Origin of the sequence: Cellulosimicrobium cellulans, from assembly GCF_007679345.1 — a bacterium.
Classification (GTDB): domain Bacteria; phylum Actinomycetota; class Actinomycetes; order Actinomycetales; family Cellulomonadaceae; genus Cellulomonas; species Cellulomonas cellulans_A.
Genome location: NZ_VEGH01000004.1, coordinates 174,845 through 191,448 on the forward strand (window position 1 = coordinate 174,845; position 16,604 = coordinate 191,448).

At 76.5% G+C, this 16,604-nt stretch carries 13 protein-coding genes; 8 read left to right on the plus strand and 5 right to left on the minus strand.

Annotation, left to right across the window (positions count from 1 at the left end; genetic code table 11):
• Window positions 1-64 precede the first annotated feature (64 nt).
• From FS882_RS07200 to FS882_RS07210, 3 genes are read right to left on the minus strand one after another with little or no spacing between them, the layout of a single operon-like run.
• Window positions 65-1,309 (minus strand): DUF4350 domain-containing protein, encoded by a 1,245-nt coding sequence (locus tag FS882_RS07200; RefSeq protein WP_158372374.1) that lies wholly within the window; start codon window positions 1,307-1,309, stop codon window positions 65-67.
• Window positions 1,306-1,944 (minus strand): DUF4129 domain-containing protein, encoded by a 639-nt coding sequence (locus tag FS882_RS07205; protein WP_158372376.1) that lies wholly within the window; start codon window positions 1,942-1,944, stop codon window positions 1,306-1,308. The genes FS882_RS07200 and FS882_RS07205 overlap by 4 nt, the downstream gene beginning before the upstream one ends.
• Window positions 1,941-3,347 (minus strand): glycerophosphoryl diester phosphodiesterase membrane domain-containing protein, encoded by a 1,407-nt coding sequence (locus FS882_RS07210; protein ID WP_158372378.1) that lies wholly within the window; start codon window positions 3,345-3,347, stop codon window positions 1,941-1,943. Before FS882_RS07210 ends, FS882_RS07205 begins: the two co-directional genes overlap by 4 nt.
• Window positions 3,348-3,516: 169 nt before the next feature.
• On the opposite strand from FS882_RS07210, the gene mtrA reads away from it, so the two are divergent.
• The 7 genes from mtrA to secA all read left to right on the plus strand — a co-directional run bounded on the left by mtrA (window position 3,517) and on the right by secA (window position 14,016).
• Entirely contained in the window at window positions 3,517-4,200 is a 684-nt protein-coding gene (gene mtrA / locus FS882_RS07215; RefSeq protein ID WP_158372380.1) for an MtrAB system response regulator MtrA, read from the plus strand.
• Window positions 4,197-6,074, plus strand: a complete 1,878-nt coding sequence (gene mtrB, locus FS882_RS07220) for an MtrAB system histidine kinase MtrB (protein WP_410053266.1) — start codon at window positions 4,197-4,199, stop codon at window positions 6,072-6,074. Before mtrA ends, mtrB begins: the two co-directional genes overlap by 4 nt.
• The gene (locus tag FS882_RS07225; protein WP_158372382.1) at window positions 6,071-7,795 is read left to right on the plus strand and encodes an LpqB family beta-propeller domain-containing protein; all 1,725 of its coding nucleotides are present in this window, start codon (window positions 6,071-6,073) and stop codon (window positions 7,793-7,795) included. The genes mtrB and FS882_RS07225 overlap by 4 nt, the downstream gene beginning before the upstream one ends.
• Window positions 7,796-7,852: 57 nt before the next feature.
• Entirely contained in the window at window positions 7,853-8,614 is a 762-nt protein-coding gene (locus FS882_RS07230) for a ComF family protein (RefSeq protein WP_158372384.1), read from the plus strand.
• 166 nt (window positions 8,615-8,780) lie between these two features.
• Window positions 8,781-9,464: a ribosome hibernation-promoting factor, HPF/YfiA family gene (gene hpf / locus FS882_RS07235; protein WP_158372386.1), complete on the plus strand. Its 684-nt coding sequence runs from the start codon at window positions 8,781-8,783 to the stop codon at window positions 9,462-9,464.
• Window positions 9,465-9,638: 174 nt separating this feature from the next.
• The gene (locus tag FS882_RS07240) at window positions 9,639-11,015 is read left to right on the plus strand and encodes a winged helix-turn-helix domain-containing protein (protein ID WP_158372388.1); all 1,377 of its coding nucleotides are present in this window, start codon (window positions 9,639-9,641) and stop codon (window positions 11,013-11,015) included.
• A gap of 142 nt (window positions 11,016-11,157) precedes the next feature.
• Window positions 11,158-14,016, plus strand: a complete 2,859-nt coding sequence (gene secA / locus FS882_RS07245; protein ID WP_158372390.1) for a preprotein translocase subunit SecA — start codon at window positions 11,158-11,160, stop codon at window positions 14,014-14,016.
• Window positions 14,017-14,144: 128 nt separating this feature from the next.
• Here secA and FS882_RS21350 read toward each other — a convergent pair whose 3' ends face one another.
• Window positions 14,145-15,101 (minus strand): Rv3235 family protein, encoded by a 957-nt coding sequence (locus FS882_RS21350; RefSeq protein WP_316043625.1) that lies wholly within the window; start codon window positions 15,099-15,101, stop codon window positions 14,145-14,147.
• A gap of 131 nt (window positions 15,102-15,232) precedes the next feature.
• Here FS882_RS21350 and FS882_RS07255 point away from each other — a divergent pair, with 131 nt between their 5' ends.
• Window positions 15,233-15,718, plus strand: a complete 486-nt coding sequence (locus tag FS882_RS07255; RefSeq protein WP_158372393.1) for a DUF6912 family protein — start codon at window positions 15,233-15,235, stop codon at window positions 15,716-15,718.
• A 57-nt stretch (window positions 15,719-15,775) separates the two neighbouring features.
• Here FS882_RS07255 and FS882_RS07260 read toward each other — a convergent pair whose 3' ends face one another.
• Window positions 15,776-16,570: an inositol monophosphatase family protein gene (locus FS882_RS07260; RefSeq protein WP_158372394.1), complete on the minus strand. Its 795-nt coding sequence runs from the start codon at window positions 16,568-16,570 to the stop codon at window positions 15,776-15,778.
• Window positions 16,571-16,604: the final 34 nt, after the last annotated feature.

Below are 16,604 nucleotides of genomic sequence, written 5' to 3' on the forward strand. Positions count from 1 at the left end.
TGGGGCGCGGGGTACCCGGCGGGCGCGCCGCCCTGCGGCCACGGGTTCGGGGCGGGGTGGTCGGTCACGTGGGGTGAACCTCGCTCTCGAGCTGGTCGAGCCGGCGGGCCAGGTGCTCCAGGCCCGCGTCTGACGTGGGGGGTGGTCCGTACAGCAGGTCGCGGACGTCGACCTCGTCCCGGCCGGCCGCCCGGGCGACCGCGACGACCACGTCGGGCGCCGCCGCCGACCGGGGGACGCCCAGCCGGCGCGCGAGCCGCGCCGCGGTCCCGGCCCGCAGCGAGGCCGCCGCGTGCCCGTACGACCGGGAGGTCCGGTAGAGCCGCGCCCGGCCGCGGGTGGTCTCGGCGGGGCGGACCACGACCGGCAGCCGCTCGGCGACGACCCGGCCGAGCCGGCGGCCGCGCCACAGGCCGAGCGCGACCACCACGACGAGCGCCTGGATCAGCAGCACCCGGGCGACGGGCGGCAGCAGGTCGCCGAGGCCGGGGCCGGTGCTCGTCCCGTCGGTGCCGAGGTCGTCGGCGGACGGCACGTACCAGACCAGGTCGGCGTTCCGGCCGAGAGCGCGCAGCGCGAGCGCCGCGTTGCCCTCGTCGGTGATCCGGGCGTTCGTGATCAGGCCGGCGTCGCCCAGCACGGTGACCCGGCGGCCGTCGACCTCCGAGACGGAGTACAGGGACGCCTGCGGGGACGTGCCCGGGACCGGGAAGCAGAGCGTGGTGCCGTCGGGGGCGGCCTCGCCGGTGGGGACGACTCCCGCGCCGGTCGCCGAGACGGTCCCGGCGGCGGTGGCGTCGGGGTCGGGGCAGGACGCGGCGACCGGGGCGGGCCGGGTGCCGCCCGACCAGCCGGTGGTCAGGCCCGGGACCACCCGGTCGAGCAGGAAGGACGGGTCGAGCAGCACCAGGTCGGCGTCCGTGCCGGCGAGCGCCGACGTCTGGGCGTCGGAGAGCAGCCAGTCGGAGGTCACGAGCAGCGTGCGGCCGGCCTCCGCGGCGTCGGTCGCGGCGCCCACGGAGCGCACGTAGTCGATCCGGACGCCCTGGTCGCGCAGCACCTCGGCGAGCGCCATCGCGCCGTTGTCCCGGGGGTTGTCCGGGGCGAGCGCGGTGGCCGAGCGGGTGGGCGCGGGCAGCAGCGCCGCCAGCACGCCGATGCCGAGCACGACCGCCACGCCGACCAGCCAGCGCACCCGGCGCCACCGGGCGCCCGCGCGGCTGCGCGCGGTGGTGCCGTCCCCGAGGACGACGCCGTCGGGCCCGGCGGTCGCGGCGCCCGGCGGCCGGGTGGTCGTCGGCGCGGTCACGCGCCCACCCCCGCGGCGGCCACCCCGGCGGGCAGCGTCGGACGCGTCGCCGCCACGCGCGCGTCCAGCTCGCGCAGCGCCGCGTCGTCCTCCGCGCGCGGGGTGCGCTCGCCGTAGACGACGTCGTCGAAGAGCCGCCCGGCGGCGCGCAGGTCGACCGCGTGCGCGGGCAGGCGCAGCCCGGCGGCCTCGACGGCCTCGTGCGCCGTGCGGCCCGGCTGCTCCTCCAGCACGGCGCGCTCCTCGAGCGCCCGGACCACGGCCCGGAACCGGTCGGCGACCGCCGCGGCCCAGTCGCCGCGCGCCGCGGCCGCGTCCGCGGCTGCCCGCAGCTCGGCGGCGGTGCGCCGGTCGTCCGCGTCCAGCACGCCGCGCGCCCCCGCGACCCGCCGGCTGCGGCGCACGGGCCCCGTGACGAGGAACGCCACGGTCACGAGGACGGCCAGACCGGCGAGGATCGCCAGGAGCGTGCCGACGTTGCCGATCGGCAGGCCGTCGGCACCCTCGAACAGCCGGCCGAGCCAGTCGAGGAACCGCTGCAGCAGGCTCGGCTGCTGGTGGTAGACCGGGTCGGCGAGCTCCTGCTCGAGCCAGCGGCGCGCCTGCTCGGCGTCCGGGACGACGGGCACGGTCACCGGCCGGCGCCCTCCGCGGCCCGGGCCAGCTCGACGTCCAGCCCCTCGCGGCGCATCCGCACGTCGATGTAGGCGAGCGCGACGACGCCGGCCATGAACACCGTCGTGATCGTCGAGGCGATCGCGGTGCCCACGGCGGTCAGCGCGATGGCGGGCCCGCTGGTCATGAGCGGGTCGTTGAGCACCAGCTGGGAGATCAGCGAGACCGGCACGACGACGATCTGCGAGATGATCCCGACGAGGATCGTCACCAAGAGGTACAGGCCGAGCAGCCGCCAGAAGGACCCGCGGGTCAGCCGCCACGCGCGGGCCACGGACGCCCAGAAGCCGCCACCCTCCAGCATGATCGCGGCGGGCGCGAGCAGCGTCCGGATCGTCAGCCAGAAGCCGCCGACCAGCGCGGCGGCCACGCCGAGGAGACCGACCAGCACGGTCAGACCGACGCTGTCGGAGGTGGCGCCCACCAGGACCACCAGGCCGACGACGGCCGCCATCCCGACCGCGGTGACCAGGCCGAGCAGCAGGCTGAACCCGATGACCCAGACGATCCGCTTGCCCTGGCCGCGCACGACGTCGCGGGCGGAGACCCGCTGGCCGATGACCGAGCGGCTGACCGACAGGATCAGCAGGCCGGTGAGGACCGTGGTGGCGAGGGCCGTCAGCGGGATCGTGGCCACGCCCGCGAGCGACGTGCCGAAGCTGTCGCCCAGCAGCTGGGTGTCGGCCGTGGTGAGCCCCGCGCTGTCGGTGAACAGGTCGTTGACCGCGCCGGCGAAGAACCCGGCGACGTACCACTGGATCAGGGCGCCGATCGCGGTGGCGACGGCGACGACGACGGCGGTGAGCCCGAACATCGTCCCCGGGTTGTGCCGGATCGCGCGGAACGCGCCGTCGAAGATCTCCCAGATGCTCAGGGGCCGCAGCGGGATGATCCCGGGCTGCGCGGCGGGCGGCTGGTACGGGCTCGCGCCCCAGCCGTACGGGGTCGCCCCGGGCTGCTGGCCGTAGCCCTGCTGGCCGTAGCCCTGCTGGCCGTAGCCCGGCGCGGTCGGCTGGCCGGGGGCGGTCGGGTATCCCGGCCGCTGCCCGTGACCCGGGGCCGGCGGCTGCCCCTGCGCGCCCGGGTAGCCCGGCGGCTGCCCGTACCCGGGCTGCTGCCCGTACCCCGGCGGGACCGGACCGGCCGGGCCGGTCGCCGGCCGACCCTGCGCGTCACCCGGACGGCCGCCACCCGGGTGGGTGCCCGGGTCGCCCCAGGGGTTCGCGGGCTGCCCGCCCGCGGCCGGGTCCGCGGGCGGCTGCCAGCCCGCGGGGGCGTACTGCCCGTACCGGGGCGCGGGGCGCGGGTCCTCGTCGTGCCGCGGCGCGTCCTCGGGGCGGCCCTCGTCGTGCGGCGTGCTCATCGGACTCCCTGGGTGGCGTTCGTGGTGCGCCGAGGGTGCCTGTCGAGGGCACCCTGCGCGGCTGACGGCCATCGTGCCACGTCAGGTCCGCGCGCGGGCCGCTGCTCCGTCCGGACGTCGCGCGCACGTCGGGGCCCGGTCCAGGGCGCCGTGATGCGATCATGGGCAGATGAAGGGACGCGTTCTCGTGGTCGACGACGACACCGCCCTGTCCGAGATGATCGGCATCGTCCTGCGCTCGGAGGGCTTCGAGCCGGTCTTCTGCGCGGACGGGGACGAGGCCCTGGAGACCTTCCGGTCCACGCAGCCGGACCTCGTGCTGCTCGACCTGATGCTCCCGGGCAAGGACGGGACCGAGGTGTGCCGGCTCATCCGGGCGGAGTCGGGCGTGCCGATCGTCATGCTCACCGCCAAGGCCGACACGGTCGACGTGGTGCTCGGGCTGGAGTCCGGCGCCGACGACTACATCGCGAAGCCGTTCAAGCCCAAGGAGCTGATCGCGCGCGTGCGCGCCCGCCTGCGGCGCAGCGACGAGCCGGCACCCGAGCACCTGCGGATCGGGGACCTGTCCATCGACGTCACCGGCCACCGGGTCACGCGCGACGGCGCGGTCATCTCCCTCACCCCGCTGGAGTTCGACCTGCTCGTCGCCCTGGCGCGCAAGCCGTGGCAGGTGTTCACCCGGGAGGTCCTGCTGGAGCGGGTGTGGGGTTACCGGCACGCCGCCGACACCCGCCTGGTGAACGTCCACGTGCAGCGCCTGCGGTCCAAGATCGAGGCCGACCCCGAGCGTCCCGAGATCGTCGTGACGGTGCGCGGCGTCGGCTACAAGGCGGGCGCGACGCCCCCGTGACCGGGACCTCCCGCGGCGGCGTCACCGCGCGGGCGGCGCGGGCGTGGCGGCTCGCCACGGTGCGCGCCGGCGCCCGCACGCGCCGGCTGGTGCGCGCCTGGCGCGGCTCGCTCCAGGCGCGCGTCCTCACGCTCACCCTCGTGGTGGGCCTCCTCGCGCTCGCGGTGCTGGGCGGCTACCTGTCGGTGAGCGTCCGGGACGGGCTGTTCACGCAGCGGGTCGACCAGGTTCTCGCCGAGTCGGCGCGCAGCGCCGCCCAGGCGCAGGAGACGTTCGACGCCTCGACCGCGACGACGGGGCCCGAGGTGCAGCTGCTGCTCAACGACATGGTCGGCGCGCTGCGCTCGGGCGGTTCGGGCGAGCGCGAGGTGTTCCTGCTGCGCTCCCGCGGCCAGCAGCAGCCGATCCTGGTCACCGGCCAGTCCACGGACTCGACGCTGGTCGGCCTCGTCTCCGACGACCTGCGCGCCGCGACCGCCGCGAACGAGGGCCAGCGCTGGGAGTCCGTCGCCTGGCCCGGGTCCGCGACCGACTCGGGGCGGGTCGAGCCCGGGGTCATGGTCGGCCAGGTGGTCACCGTGCCCGCCGCGGGGTCCTACGAGCTGTACTTCCTGTACTCGCTGCAGTCCGAGCAGGACCGGCTCGAGTTCCTGCAGAGCGTGCTCGGCATCGGCGCCGTCGCGCTGGTGGTGCTGCTGGTGTCCATGACGTGGCTGGTGACCCGGCAGGTCGTCCGCCCGGTGCGGCAGGCCGCGCACGTCGCGGAACGGATCGCGGACGGCAGCCTCACCGAGCGGATGCCGGTGCGGGGCGAGGACGAGATGGCCCGGCTGGGGCGGTCGTTCAACGAGATGGCCGAGAGCCTGCAGGACCAGATCGACCGCATGGAGCACCTGTCGGCCATGCAGCGGCGGTTCGTGTCCGACGTGTCGCACGAGCTGCGCACGCCGCTGACCACCGTCCGGATGGCGGGCGAGATGATCTACGAGTCGCGCGACGACTTCGACCCCGTGGTGCGCCGGTCCGCCGAGCTGCTGCAGCAGCAGCTCGACCGGTTCGAGGACCTGCTGGGCGACCTGCTGGAGATCAGCCGGTTCGACGCGGGCGCCGCCGTGCTGGACGCCGAGGCGCGCGACCTGCGCGACGTCGTCGGCGCGGCCGTCGACCAGGCCGTGCCGCTCGCCGGGGCGAAGGGCTCCTGGCTGTCCGTCACGCAGCCGGAGGGCCCGTGCGTCGCCGACGTCGACCCGCGGCGCGTGGAGCGGGTGCTGCGGAACCTGCTGGTGAACGCGATCGAGCACGCCGACGGCAGCGACGTCGAGGTGACCGTGGGCGCGGACGACCGCGCGGTCGCGGTCACCGTCCGCGACCGCGGCGTCGGCATGACCCGGGACGAGGCCGCCCACGTCTTCGACCGGTTCTGGCGCGCCGACCCCGCGCGCGCCCGCACCACAGGCGGCACGGGCCTCGGCCTGGCGATCTCGCTCGAGGACGCCCACCTGCACGGCGGCTGGCTCGAGGCGTGGGGCCGCCCGCGGCAGGGTGCCTGCTTCCGGCTCACGCTGCCGCGGCGGGCCGGCATCACCCTGGAGTCCTCGCCGTTGCCGCTCGAGCCACCGGCCGAGCCCGAGCGGCCCGCGCCGCGCGACCGGGACGCCGACCGCCCCGACCCGGCCGCGCTGCCCGACCTGCCCCCCACCACGGGGTCGTTCGACGTCGTGGAACGGGCGCGGGAGGCGCAGCGCGCGGTGGCCCGCCGACGCGAGCAGGAGCGCGGCGACGACCGCCCGGCGCCGGTGCCGGGCACGGCCGCCGCGCACGACCCCGAGCCCGCCCGCCACGGGGGCCCCGACGGACCGGGGGAGACCCGATGACCGCGCCGACCCGCACCGCCGCCCGCCGCGGCGGCCTCGCCGCCCTGCTCGCCGTCGTGCTCGCGGCCCTGTCGGCCTGCGTGGGCATCCCGACGTCGGGGCCCGTCGGCGTCGGCGTCGAGGGCGTCACCGACCAGGGCGTCGTCGAGCCGCTGGGCGACCCGCCCCCGCAGGACGGCACGCCCGAGGACATCGTCCGCGGGTTCCTCGGCGCCAGCGCCGCGGGCTTCAGCCGGGGGTCCGCCTCGGTCGACGCCGCCGACGACTTCCGCAACGCCCGCGAGTACCTGTCCGGCGAGACCCGCCGGTCCTGGAACCCGCGCGAGCGGGTCGTCGTGTACGCCACGGCCTCCAGCCCCGACATCGAGCTGGTGGGCGAGTCGCAGGTGAGGGTCGACGTGCGGGTGGCGGCGCGGATCGACGACGAGGGCCGGTACGCGCAGGCCGGCCCGGACGCCAAGGAGTCCCTGACCTTCGACCTCGTGCAGGACAGCGACGGCCAGTGGCGGATCGCCGGGCTGGAGGACGGCGTCGTGCTGTCCCAGCCGAACTTCGACGCGATCTACCGGTCGGCGACCCTGTACTTCCTGTCGCAGGACGAGCAGTTCCTGGTCCCGGAGACGCGGTGGTTCCCGCTGCGCAACCTCGCCACCTCGATCGTCCGCGCGATCATCGCGGGGCCGTCGGGCTGGCTGCGGGACGCCGTGCGCAGCGCGGTGCCCGAGGGCGCGGTGCTGCAGCCGGACGCCGTCTCCGTGGACGAGGACGGGGTGGCGACGGTCAGCCTCGCGGCGGGCGGGCTGCCCACCGAGCCGGAGGAGCGCGCCCGGATGCAGGCGCAGCTCGAGGCGTCGCTGCGGATCGCGCGGGTCCGCACGGTGGAGGTCAGCGCCGGCGGCGTCGCGATGGACGCGGCGGCCGCCGAGCTCGAGCGCGGCCAGGACTGGGGCGGCGCGCTGGAGGCGCTGCAGGACGGGACGCTCGTGCAGATGGCCGCGGGCGAGCTCGAGCCGGTGGACGGCATCGCGTCCCTCGCCGGCCTCGACGCCCGGGACCCCGCGCGCGACGGGTCCGGCGACCTGCGCGTCATGCTGTCGGGGCCCGACCGGCTCGTCACCGTCCCGACGACCAGCACCGCCTCCGTCACCCTGCTCGACGCGCCCGCGCTCGTCGCGCCGTCGGTCGACCGCCTCGGCTGGGTGTGGACCGCGTCGGCGCAGCGGGGCGGCCAGCTGCTGGCCGTCGACGACCGCGGCACGGTCGTCGACGTGGCGGCCGAGTGGCTGCAGGACCGGACGGTGCGCTCGGTGCGGATCGCCCGCGACGCGACACGGGTCGCCGTGGTCTCGTCCGGATCGGACGGCGTGCGGGTCGACGTCGCCTCGGTGGTGCGCGACGACTCGGGGACGCCGCAGGTGCTCGGCGAGGCCTGGCGGACCGGGGTGACCCTCACCGACGCCACCCGGGTGGTCTGGGTCGACGAGTCGACGCTCGGCGTGCTCGGCCGGTCGGGCAGCACCACCACCGCGGTCTACCACCTGGTGCCGCTCTCCGGGGAGGTGCAGACCCGTCCGGCGCTCGCGGACGCGGTCGACATCGCCGGCGGCAAGGGCGACAGCGCGCTGTACCTGGCGACCGCCGAGGGCGAGCTGTTCGCCCGGGCCGGGTCCAGCTGGGCGTCGGTCGGGACGGACGTGCGGGACCCGGGCTTCGCGGGCTGACCGACGGAGCCTGGGGACGCGCGGCCGCCCACCGCCGCGCGCAGGCATCCTGGGGCGGTGACCGCGACCGCCCCGCGGGGCCGCGCCCTCGGCGACCTCGCCCGCGAGCTCCTCGACCTCGTGCTGCCCGTGACCTGCGCCGGCTGCGGGCGGCCCGGAGCCGCGCTGTGCCCGGGCTGCCTGCACCGGTTCTCGGGGCCGCCCCGGCGGTGCGAGCGCGCAGCGGGGCGGCTGGACCGGATGGACGGCACGACGGTCCCGGTGTGGGCGCTCGCGGAGAACGACGGCCCGGTGCGCCGCGCCGTCGTCGCGTGGAAGGACCGTGGCCGGGCCGACGTGACGCCCTGGTTCGCGGCCGTGCTGGCGCGGGCGTCGCCGGCGCTGGGCGACGAGGTGCCGGGCGCGGCCCCGGGGCGGCTGGCCGTGGTGCCCGCGCCGGCGTCGCCCCGGGGACGGGCCCGGCGCGGGGAGGACCTGGTCGGCGCCCTGGCCCGGTCCGCCGCCGCGGGGCTCGGCACGCACGCCCTGCCCGCCCTGCGCCTGGCCGGCGGCGGCCGGGACCAGGTCGGGCTCGGGGTCCGGGGCCGCGCGGCGAACCTGGCGGGCCGGGTCCGGGTCCGCCCGCGGGCGCGGGCCGCACTGGCCGGCGCGCGGGTCCTGCTCGTCGACGACGTCCTGACGACCGGCGCGACGCTGGCCGCGTGCCGGGCGGCCCTGGAGGCGGCGGGTGCGCAGGTCGCGGGCGCGCTGGTGCTCGCCGTCACCCGTCCGCCCGGCTCCCCGACCGGCTGGTTGGTCGCCGCGCCGGAGCCGGGCTAGCGTGGACCCCACAGCACCGGGTGGCAGGGACGTCGCCCGGTACCGGGACTCGACGGGCACGCCCCGCACGAGGAGGTGGTGCCGCAGACCAGCGCCCCGCGAGGGCGCGTTCGAGCACGCTGCCGGGCGGGTCGCACCCCGCCCCCGGACCTCCAGGAGGAACCCCATGGAGATCGTCGTCGCCGGCCGTCACACCGACGTCCCCGAGCGTTTCCGTCAGCACGTGACGGACAAGCTCGCCAAGCTCGAGCAGCTCGCCCCCCGGGCGCAGCGCATCGACGTCGAGGTGACCCACGAGTCCAACCCCCGGCAGGCCGCGGCCGCCGAACGGGTCGAGCTGACCGTGGTGGGCAAGGGACCGGTGATCCGCGCCGAGGCCTGCGCGGACGACCGGTACGGGGCCTTCGACCTGGCGATCGACAAGCTCGCGGAGCGCCTGCGCCGGGCACGCGACCGGCGCAAGAGCCACCGCGGCAAGGTCCCCACGCCGGTCAGCGACCCGCTGCCGCCGCTCGAGGAGCTGGAGGCCGCGGCCCCGACGGCCGAGCCCGCCGAGGACGGGGTCGTGGAGACCACGCTCGGCGACTCGCCCGTGGTCATCCGGGAGAAGGTGCACGCCGCGCAGCCGATGACGATCGACGACGCGCTCTACGAGATGGAGCTCGTCGGGCACGACTTCTTCCTGTTCGTCGACGCCGAGACCGCGCAGCCGTCCGTCGCGTACCGCCGGCGGGGCTGGAGCTACGGGGTCATCAAGCTCGACGCCGCCGTGACCAGCATGGGCTCCGGCGACGCCGCGCCGCAGACCGGTGGCGTCGCCACCCCGGCGGGGGCGGTCGCCCAGCGCTGACCGCGCCGCCCGCCCGCCCACCGCACCGCGCCCGCCGACGACCCTCCGGTCGGCGGGCGCGGTCGTGCGATCTCGCCGAGTCTCCACTTCCGGACTGCGACCGAGCGCCTCCTCAGAGGCACGGAGCGGAGGTTCGGCGCGGCGGGTGTCGGTGGCGGGCGGCACGATGGGGTGATGGCCACCAGCACCGACGCCGCGACCGACCCCGCCGCGACCGCTGCGCCCGGGCGACGCCTGGTCGCCGCGCGTCGTGCCGCGACCGGGAGCGCGCACCGGCCCTCCGCCACCCTGTCGCTGTCCCAGGCCCGGCGGGTCGCCCTGCGGGCCCAGGGGCTCGACCGCCCGCGGGCCGAGCGCACCGGGCCCGCCACGATGCGCCAGCTGCAGCAGGTCGTCGACCGGCTCGGCCTGCTGCAGATCGACTCGGTCAACGTCGTCGCCCGGGCCCACCTCGTGCCCACGTTCTCCCGCATCGGCCCGTACGACCCGGCGCTGCTGGACCGCGCCGCCGGCCGCGCGCCCCGGCGGCTGGTCGAGACCTGGGCCCACGAGGCCTCGTACGTGCCCCCGGAGACCTACGCCCTGCTCGGCTGGCGGCGCCGCGCCTACCGCGAGTACGCCTGGGGCTCGATCCGCGAGGTGCCGCTGACCCACTCGCCGCTCGTCGACGACGTGCTGGCGATGATCGCCGAGGACGGCCCGCTCACCGCCAGCGAGGTGCACGCCCGCGTCGAGGGGCCCGTGCCGCGGGACCGGACGGAGTGGGGCTGGAACTGGACCGCGGCCAAGCGGGTCCTGGAGTACCTGTTCTTCACCGGGCAGGTCGCCTCGGCCCGCCGGAACCCGCAGTTCGAGCGCTGCTACGACCTGACCGAGCGCGTGCTCCCGCCGGCCGTGCTCGCCGCGCCGGAGCCGGACGAGGACGACGCCGTGCGCGAGCTGCTGCGGATCGCCGCGCGCGCCCACGGCGTCGCCTCCGAGCGGTGCCTGCTCGACTACTTCCGCCTCAAGGGCCCGCGCGCCCGGGCCGCGGTCGCCGACCTGGTCGAGGAGGGCACGCTGGTGCCGGTGCGGGTCGAGGGCTGGGCCCGGCCCACCTACCTGCACGCCGACGCCGACCTGCCGCGCCGGGCGACCGGGCGGGCGCTGCTCAGCCCGTTCGACCCGCTCGTGTTCGAGCGCCGCCGGCTCGAGGAGCTGTTCGGGCTGCGCTACCGCATCGAGATCTACGTGCCGGAGGCGCAGCGGGTGCACGGCTACTACGTGCTGCCGTTCCTGCGCGGCGAGCACCTGGCCGCGCTGGTGGACCTCAAGGCGGACCGTCGCGCCGGGCTGCTCCGGGTGCACGCCGCGCACCCCGCCGAGCCGGCCCGTGCGGTGCCCGGCGCGGTCCCCGGCACCTCGCCGGGCGCGGTCGCGGCGGACCTCGCGGCCGAGCTGCGGCTGCTCGCGGGCTGGCTCGGCCTGGACGACGTCGTGGTGGGGGACCGGGACGGCACACCGCGCGGGACGCTGGCCCCGGTGCTGGCGAGCGCGCTCTCCGCCGGCTGACGCGCTGAGGGCGCCACCGGACGCGGTGCCGGGTTGCTGGTCGTGACTCCGCCTCACCTACGATGGTCGGGGCCCGGCTGTGCGGTCGGGACGCCGGGACGCCGCACGTGGCCACGTGCGGCGCAGCGAGTCGGGAGTGCACGTGCCTGCGATCCTCGAGAAGGTCCTCCGCCTGGGCGAGGGACGGATCCTCAAGAAGCTGTCGGGCGTCGCCCAGCAGGTGAACGCGCTGGAGGACAGCTTCACGTCCCTGTCGGACGCCGAGCTGCGCGAGGAGACCGACCGGTTCAAGGCCCGGCTCGCCGACGGCGAGTCGCTCGACGACCTGATGGCCGAGGCGTTCGCCGCGGTCCGCGAGGCCGCGCGCCGCACCCTCGGGCAGCGGCACTTCGACGTCCAGCTGCAGGGCGGCGCCGCGCTGCACTGGGGCAACATCGCCGAGATGAAGACCGGTGAGGGCAAGACGCTCGTCGCCACCGCACCGGCGTACCTCAACGCGCTGACCGGCAAGGGCGTGCACGTCGTCACGGTCAACGACTACCTGGCGAGCTACCAGGCCGACCTCATGGGCCGCGTCTACCGGTTCCTCGGGCTGACCACCGGCGTGATCCTGTCCGGCCAGACTCCCGCCGAGCGCCGGGTGCAGTACGCCGCGGACATCACCTACGGCACGAACAACGAGTTCGGCTTCGACTTCCTCCGCGACAACATGGCGTGGAGCACCGAGGAGCTCGTGCAGCGCGGCCACCACTTCGCCATCGTCGACGAGGTCGACTCCATCCTCATCGACGAGGCCCGCACCCCGCTCATCATCTCCGGCCCGGCCTCCGGCGACGCGAACCGCTGGTACGCCGAGTTCGCCAAGGTGGTGCGCCGCCTGCAGCCCGAGCGCGACTACGAGGTCGACGAGAAGAAGCGCACCGTCGGCGTCCTCGAGCCCGGCATCGAGCGCGTCGAGGACTACCTCGGCATCGAGAACCTCTACGAGTCGCTGAACACCCCGCTGATCGGCTTCCTCAACAACGCCATCAAGGCCAAGGAGCTGTTCAAGCGGGACAAGGACTACATCGTCGACAAGGGCGAGGTGCTCATCGTCGACGAGCACACCGGCCGCGTCCTGCCCGGCCGCCGCTACAACGAGGGCATGCACCAGGCCATCGAGGCGAAGGAGGGGGTGGTCATCAAGGCCGAGAACCAGACCCTCGCCACGATCACCCTGCAGAACTACTTCCGCCTGTACGACAAGCTCGCCGGCATGACCGGTACCGCCGAGACCGAGGCGGCCGAGTTCCAGGGCACCTACAAGCTCGGCGTCGTCCCGATCCCGACCAACCGCGGGATGCAGCGCATCGACCAGCCCGACCTCGTCTACAAGGCCGAGGAGGGCAAGTACGACGCGGTCGTCGCGGACATCGTCGAGCGGCACGCGAAGGGCCAGCCCGTCCTGGTCGGCACCACGAGCGTCGAGAAGTCCGAGCTGCTGTCGCGCAAGCTGCGCAAGGCGGGCGTCCCGCACGAGGTGCTCAACGCGAAGCAGCACGCCCGCGAGGCGTCGATCGTCGCGCAGGCCGGCCGCAAGGGCGCCGTCACCGTCGCCACCAACATGGCCGGCCGTGGCACCGACATCATGCTCGGCGGCAACGCCGAGTTCATGGCCGTCGCCGAGCTGGCGTCCCGCGGGCTCGACCCCAACGAGAGCCCGGAGGAGTACGAGGCCGCCTGGCCCGCAGCCCTGGAGAAGTCCAAGGCCGCGGTCGCCGCGGAGCACGACGAGGTCGTGGAGCTCGGCGGCCTGTACGTGCTCGGCACCGAGCGGCACGAGTCCCGCCGCATCGACAACCAGCTCCGCGGCCGCTCCGGCCGGCAGGGCGACCCGGGCGAGTCCCGGTTCTACCTGTCGCTCCAGGACGACCTGATGCGGCTGTTCAACTCCGGCATGGCCGAGTCGATGATGACCCGCGCGGGCTTCCCGGACGACCTGCCGCTGGAGTCCAAGATCGTGACCCGCGGCATCCGGTCCGCGCAGTCCCAGGTCGAGGCGCGCAACTTCGAGATCCGCAAGAACGTCCTCAAGTACGACGACGTGCTGTCCCGGCAGCGCGAGGTCATCTACGAGCAGCGCCGCCGCGTGCTCGAGGGCGAGAACATGCAGGAGCAGGTCCAGCACTTCCTCGAGGACGTGCTCGACGACTACGTGACCGCCGCGACCGCCGAGGGCCACCCCGAGGACTGGGACCTGGACCAGCTCTGGACCACGCTCAAGACCGTGTACCCCGTGTCCATCACGGTCGAGGAGGTCGTGGAGCAGGCCGGCGGCCTCGGCCGGGTCACGCCCGAGCTGCTGAAGGCCGAGCTGCTGTCCGACGCCCGGATCGCGTACGAGGAGCGGGAGACGTCGCTCGGCGAGCCGAACATGCGCCAGCTCGAGCGGCGCGTCGTCCTCTCGGTGCTCGACCGCAAGTGGCGCGAGCACCTCTACGAGATGGACTACCTCAAGGAGGGCATCGGCCTGCGTGCCATGGCCCAGCGCGACCCGCTGATCGAGTACCAGCGCGAGGGCTACCAGCTGTTCCAGGCGATGACGGACGCCATCAAGGAGGAGGCGGTCGGGTACCTCTTCAACCTCGAGGTCAAGGTCGCCGAGCCCGCCCCGGGCACCGGCGCCGAGGGCGCCGCGGCGCCGGCCGCGGGCGAGGCGGGGATCGCCGGTGCCGTCGGCGCCGCGGCCGCCGTGGGTGCGCCGCCCGTGCTGGTGGCCAAGGGCATCGACGGCCCGGACCGCCAGGTGCCGCTGCAGTACTCGGCGCCCAGCGTCGACGGCGACAGCAGCACCACCGTCAGCCGGGGCCGGCGAGCGGCCGGCCCCGCCACGTCCGCGCCCGCGGGTGCCGCGGCGTCCGACGGCGCCACCGGGGCGGACGGCGCGACCGGCGCCGGCGAGGACGCCGGGAACCGCGAGGCGCGCCGCAAGGCCGCGAAGCAGCAGCGCCGCCGGGGCTGACCGTCCGGGCCGAGCGCCCGCACGCCGACGCCACCCGCCACGCCGCCCGTCCCTCCCCGATCGGGGGAGGGGCGGGCGGCGTCGCTGCGCCCGCGGGCGGGCGGCCGGGACGCACCGCCCGCCGGGGGTCAGCCCACCACGAGGGCCGCCGCCCGCCAGCGCCCGGTCGACCGGGTCAGCCGGACCGCGACCGCGCGGACCCGGTCGGCGTGCGCGACCACCACCGAGGCCTCGACGGTGTGCTCGTCCACCCGGTGCACGCGCACCCGCCGGACCGACGGGCGCCGTGCCGCCCCTGCGGGCACGGGGTCCGTCGGATCGGCGGCGAGGTCGCGCGCGCCCGCGGCCGCGTCGAGGACCCGGGTCCCGGGCGCCGTGAGCACGGCGCGGCGGGCCAGGCCGTCGTAGACCTCCGGCGTGAGCCAGCGCGCGAGCTGGGCGAGGGGCCGGTTGCCCGCCAGGACCTCCACGGCCGCCAGCGCGACCATGCAGCAGGCCTGCCGGGGGTCGAGCTCGGGCGCCCCGCCGCCGACGTCGCCGGTCCTCCGGGTCGGTGAGCTGCGCCTCGGCCCGGCCGGGGCGGGTCGCGTCGCCGCCCAGGTCGCCGCCGGCGTCCTCGACCGGGCCGGTGCCGGCGGTGCGGCGCGGACGGTCGACGGCGGACCCGCCCGGGTCGCCTCCGTCGTCGCGGCGCGGGTCGCTGCCCGTGGTGCCGCTCGCGGCGACGCCCGGACCCCCGGCCGCGGTGCCGCCGCCCCCGGCGACGTCCCGGTCGCCTCGAGGGGCGGCCCGCCCGGGCCGGGCAGCGTTCCGTCCGCGGACGGTCCACCCGTTCCGGCCCCGTCGACCCGCGCCGCGGCAGCCCCGCCCGGCGGGCCGTCGTCGGCCACGCCGGCGACGGCGCGGGGCGGAGGCACGAGGGGCCCGTCCTGCACCTCCGCCGGGATCGGCGAGGGAGCGGGCACGAGGCGCACCCCGACCGCCGTGCTCACGGGATGCCGGTCGTGGTCGTGCTGGTGCCGTGCCTTCTCATGGGTGACCTCCTTCGTCGCTCGGCCCCCGCCGCGCCCAGATGTACCGCTCACCGGTGCTCCTGCGCTACCGAGGTCTGCGTCACCTGGGGACAACCACCGGCGGGTCGCGCCCGACGCGCCGGACTCGCCCGGGTTCGTCGGCGATGTGCGCGGTCAGCGGCCGCGGGCGGCACACTGGTCCCGTGCGTCTCTACCTGCCTGCCACCCTGGACGAGCTCGACGACCTGCTGGGCGGCCGCGGCCCGCTCGCGGCACCGCGCCGCGCGCACGCCGTCACGCCGGCGCTGACCGCGCTGCTGCCCGACGAGGACGAGGAGGGCGTGGAGTTCGCCGCGCAGCTGATGGCCGCCGACGACGCGCTCGTGCTCCTGGCGTCCCGCCCGGACGCGCCCGGCCTGCGCCTCGTCGTGACCGTCGAGGTGCCGGACGACGCGGTGCGCGACGGGGCCCCGGACGAGGGCGAGGGCGTGGACGACGGGGCCGCGAGCCTGGTGACGCTCACCGCGCCGGCGACGCTGGCGGAGGTGGTGTGCGCGCACGTGGACGAGCCCGCCGCGAAGGAGGAGGTCGCCCGCGCGCTGGACGGCGACGACGTCGCGCTGGACGCCCTCGCCGAGCGCGACCTGCTCTGGTACGACGCGACGGAGCTCGCGAGCATCCCGCGCTGACGGGACCCCCGGGGCACGGACCCGCCGCGGGCGGGGCCGGTGCCCCGCCCGGGCCGGTCAGTGCTCGATCAGCGGGTCCAGCACCTGCAGCGCGGCCCCGTGCAGGCGCCCGTTGCTCACCAGCGCGCTGGCCCCGAACGGCCCGTCGACCCCCTGGACGGACGTGAACCGCCCCCCGGCCTCGGTGACGATCGGCACCAGCGCGGCCATGTCGTGCAGCGCGAGCTCGGGCTCGGCGGACACGTCGACCGCGCCCTCGGCGACGAGCACGTGCGACCAGAAGTCGCCGTACCCCCGGGTGCGCCACACGCGGCGGGTCAGGTCGAGGAAGTGCTCCAGCCGCCCCTGCTCCTCCCAGCCGCTCAGGCTGGAGTAGGACAGCGACGCGTCCTGGAGCCGGCCGACCTCGGAGACCTGGAGCCGGGTCGCGGCCGCGAGGGAGCGGCCCGTCCAGGCGCCGGACCCGACGGCCGCCCACCACCGGCGGCCCAGCGCGGGCGCGCTCACCAGGCCGACCACGACCTCGTCGCCGTCGAGCAGCGCGATCAGGGTCGCCCACACGGGCACGCCGCGGACGAAGTTCTTGGTGCCGTCGATCGGGTCCACCACCCAGCGCCGGGGGCCGTGGCCGGTGTCGGCCATCTCCTCGCCGTGCACGGCGTCGCGCGGGCGCGCCCGGGACAGCTGCGCGCGGATGAGCTCCTCGGCGGTGCGGTCGGCGTCGGAGACGGGGGTCAGGTCGGGCTTCGTCTCGACCCGGAGGTCCTGCGCCTTGAACCGCGACATGGTGAGACCGTCCACCTGGTCGGCGATCACGTGGGCGAGGCGCAGGTCGTCGTCGTACCGGGTCATGGGCCCAACCTATCCGGCCCGGGACGTCCGCCGA

What these genes read in the sequence shown, in the direction of transcription:
- FS882_RS07260 (WP_158372394.1), bottom strand. Translation starts at nt 16,570, where the DNA reads ATGACCCGGTACGACGACGACCTGCGCCTCGCCCACGTGATCGCCGAC.
- mtrA (WP_158372380.1), top strand. Translation starts at nt 3,517, where the DNA reads ATGAAGGGACGCGTTCTCGTGGTCGACGACGACACCGCCCTGTCCGAG.
- FS882_RS07240 (WP_158372388.1), top strand. Translation starts at nt 9,639, where the DNA reads ATGGCCACCAGCACCGACGCCGCGACCGACCCCGCCGCGACCGCTGCG.
- FS882_RS07225 (WP_158372382.1), top strand. Translation starts at nt 6,071, where the DNA reads ATGACCGCGCCGACCCGCACCGCCGCCCGCCGCGGCGGCCTCGCCGCC.
- hpf (WP_158372386.1), top strand. Translation starts at nt 8,781, where the DNA reads ATGGAGATCGTCGTCGCCGGCCGTCACACCGACGTCCCCGAGCGTTTC.
- FS882_RS07210 (WP_158372378.1), bottom strand. Translation starts at nt 3,347, where the DNA reads ATGAGCACGCCGCACGACGAGGGCCGCCCCGAGGACGCGCCGCGGCAC.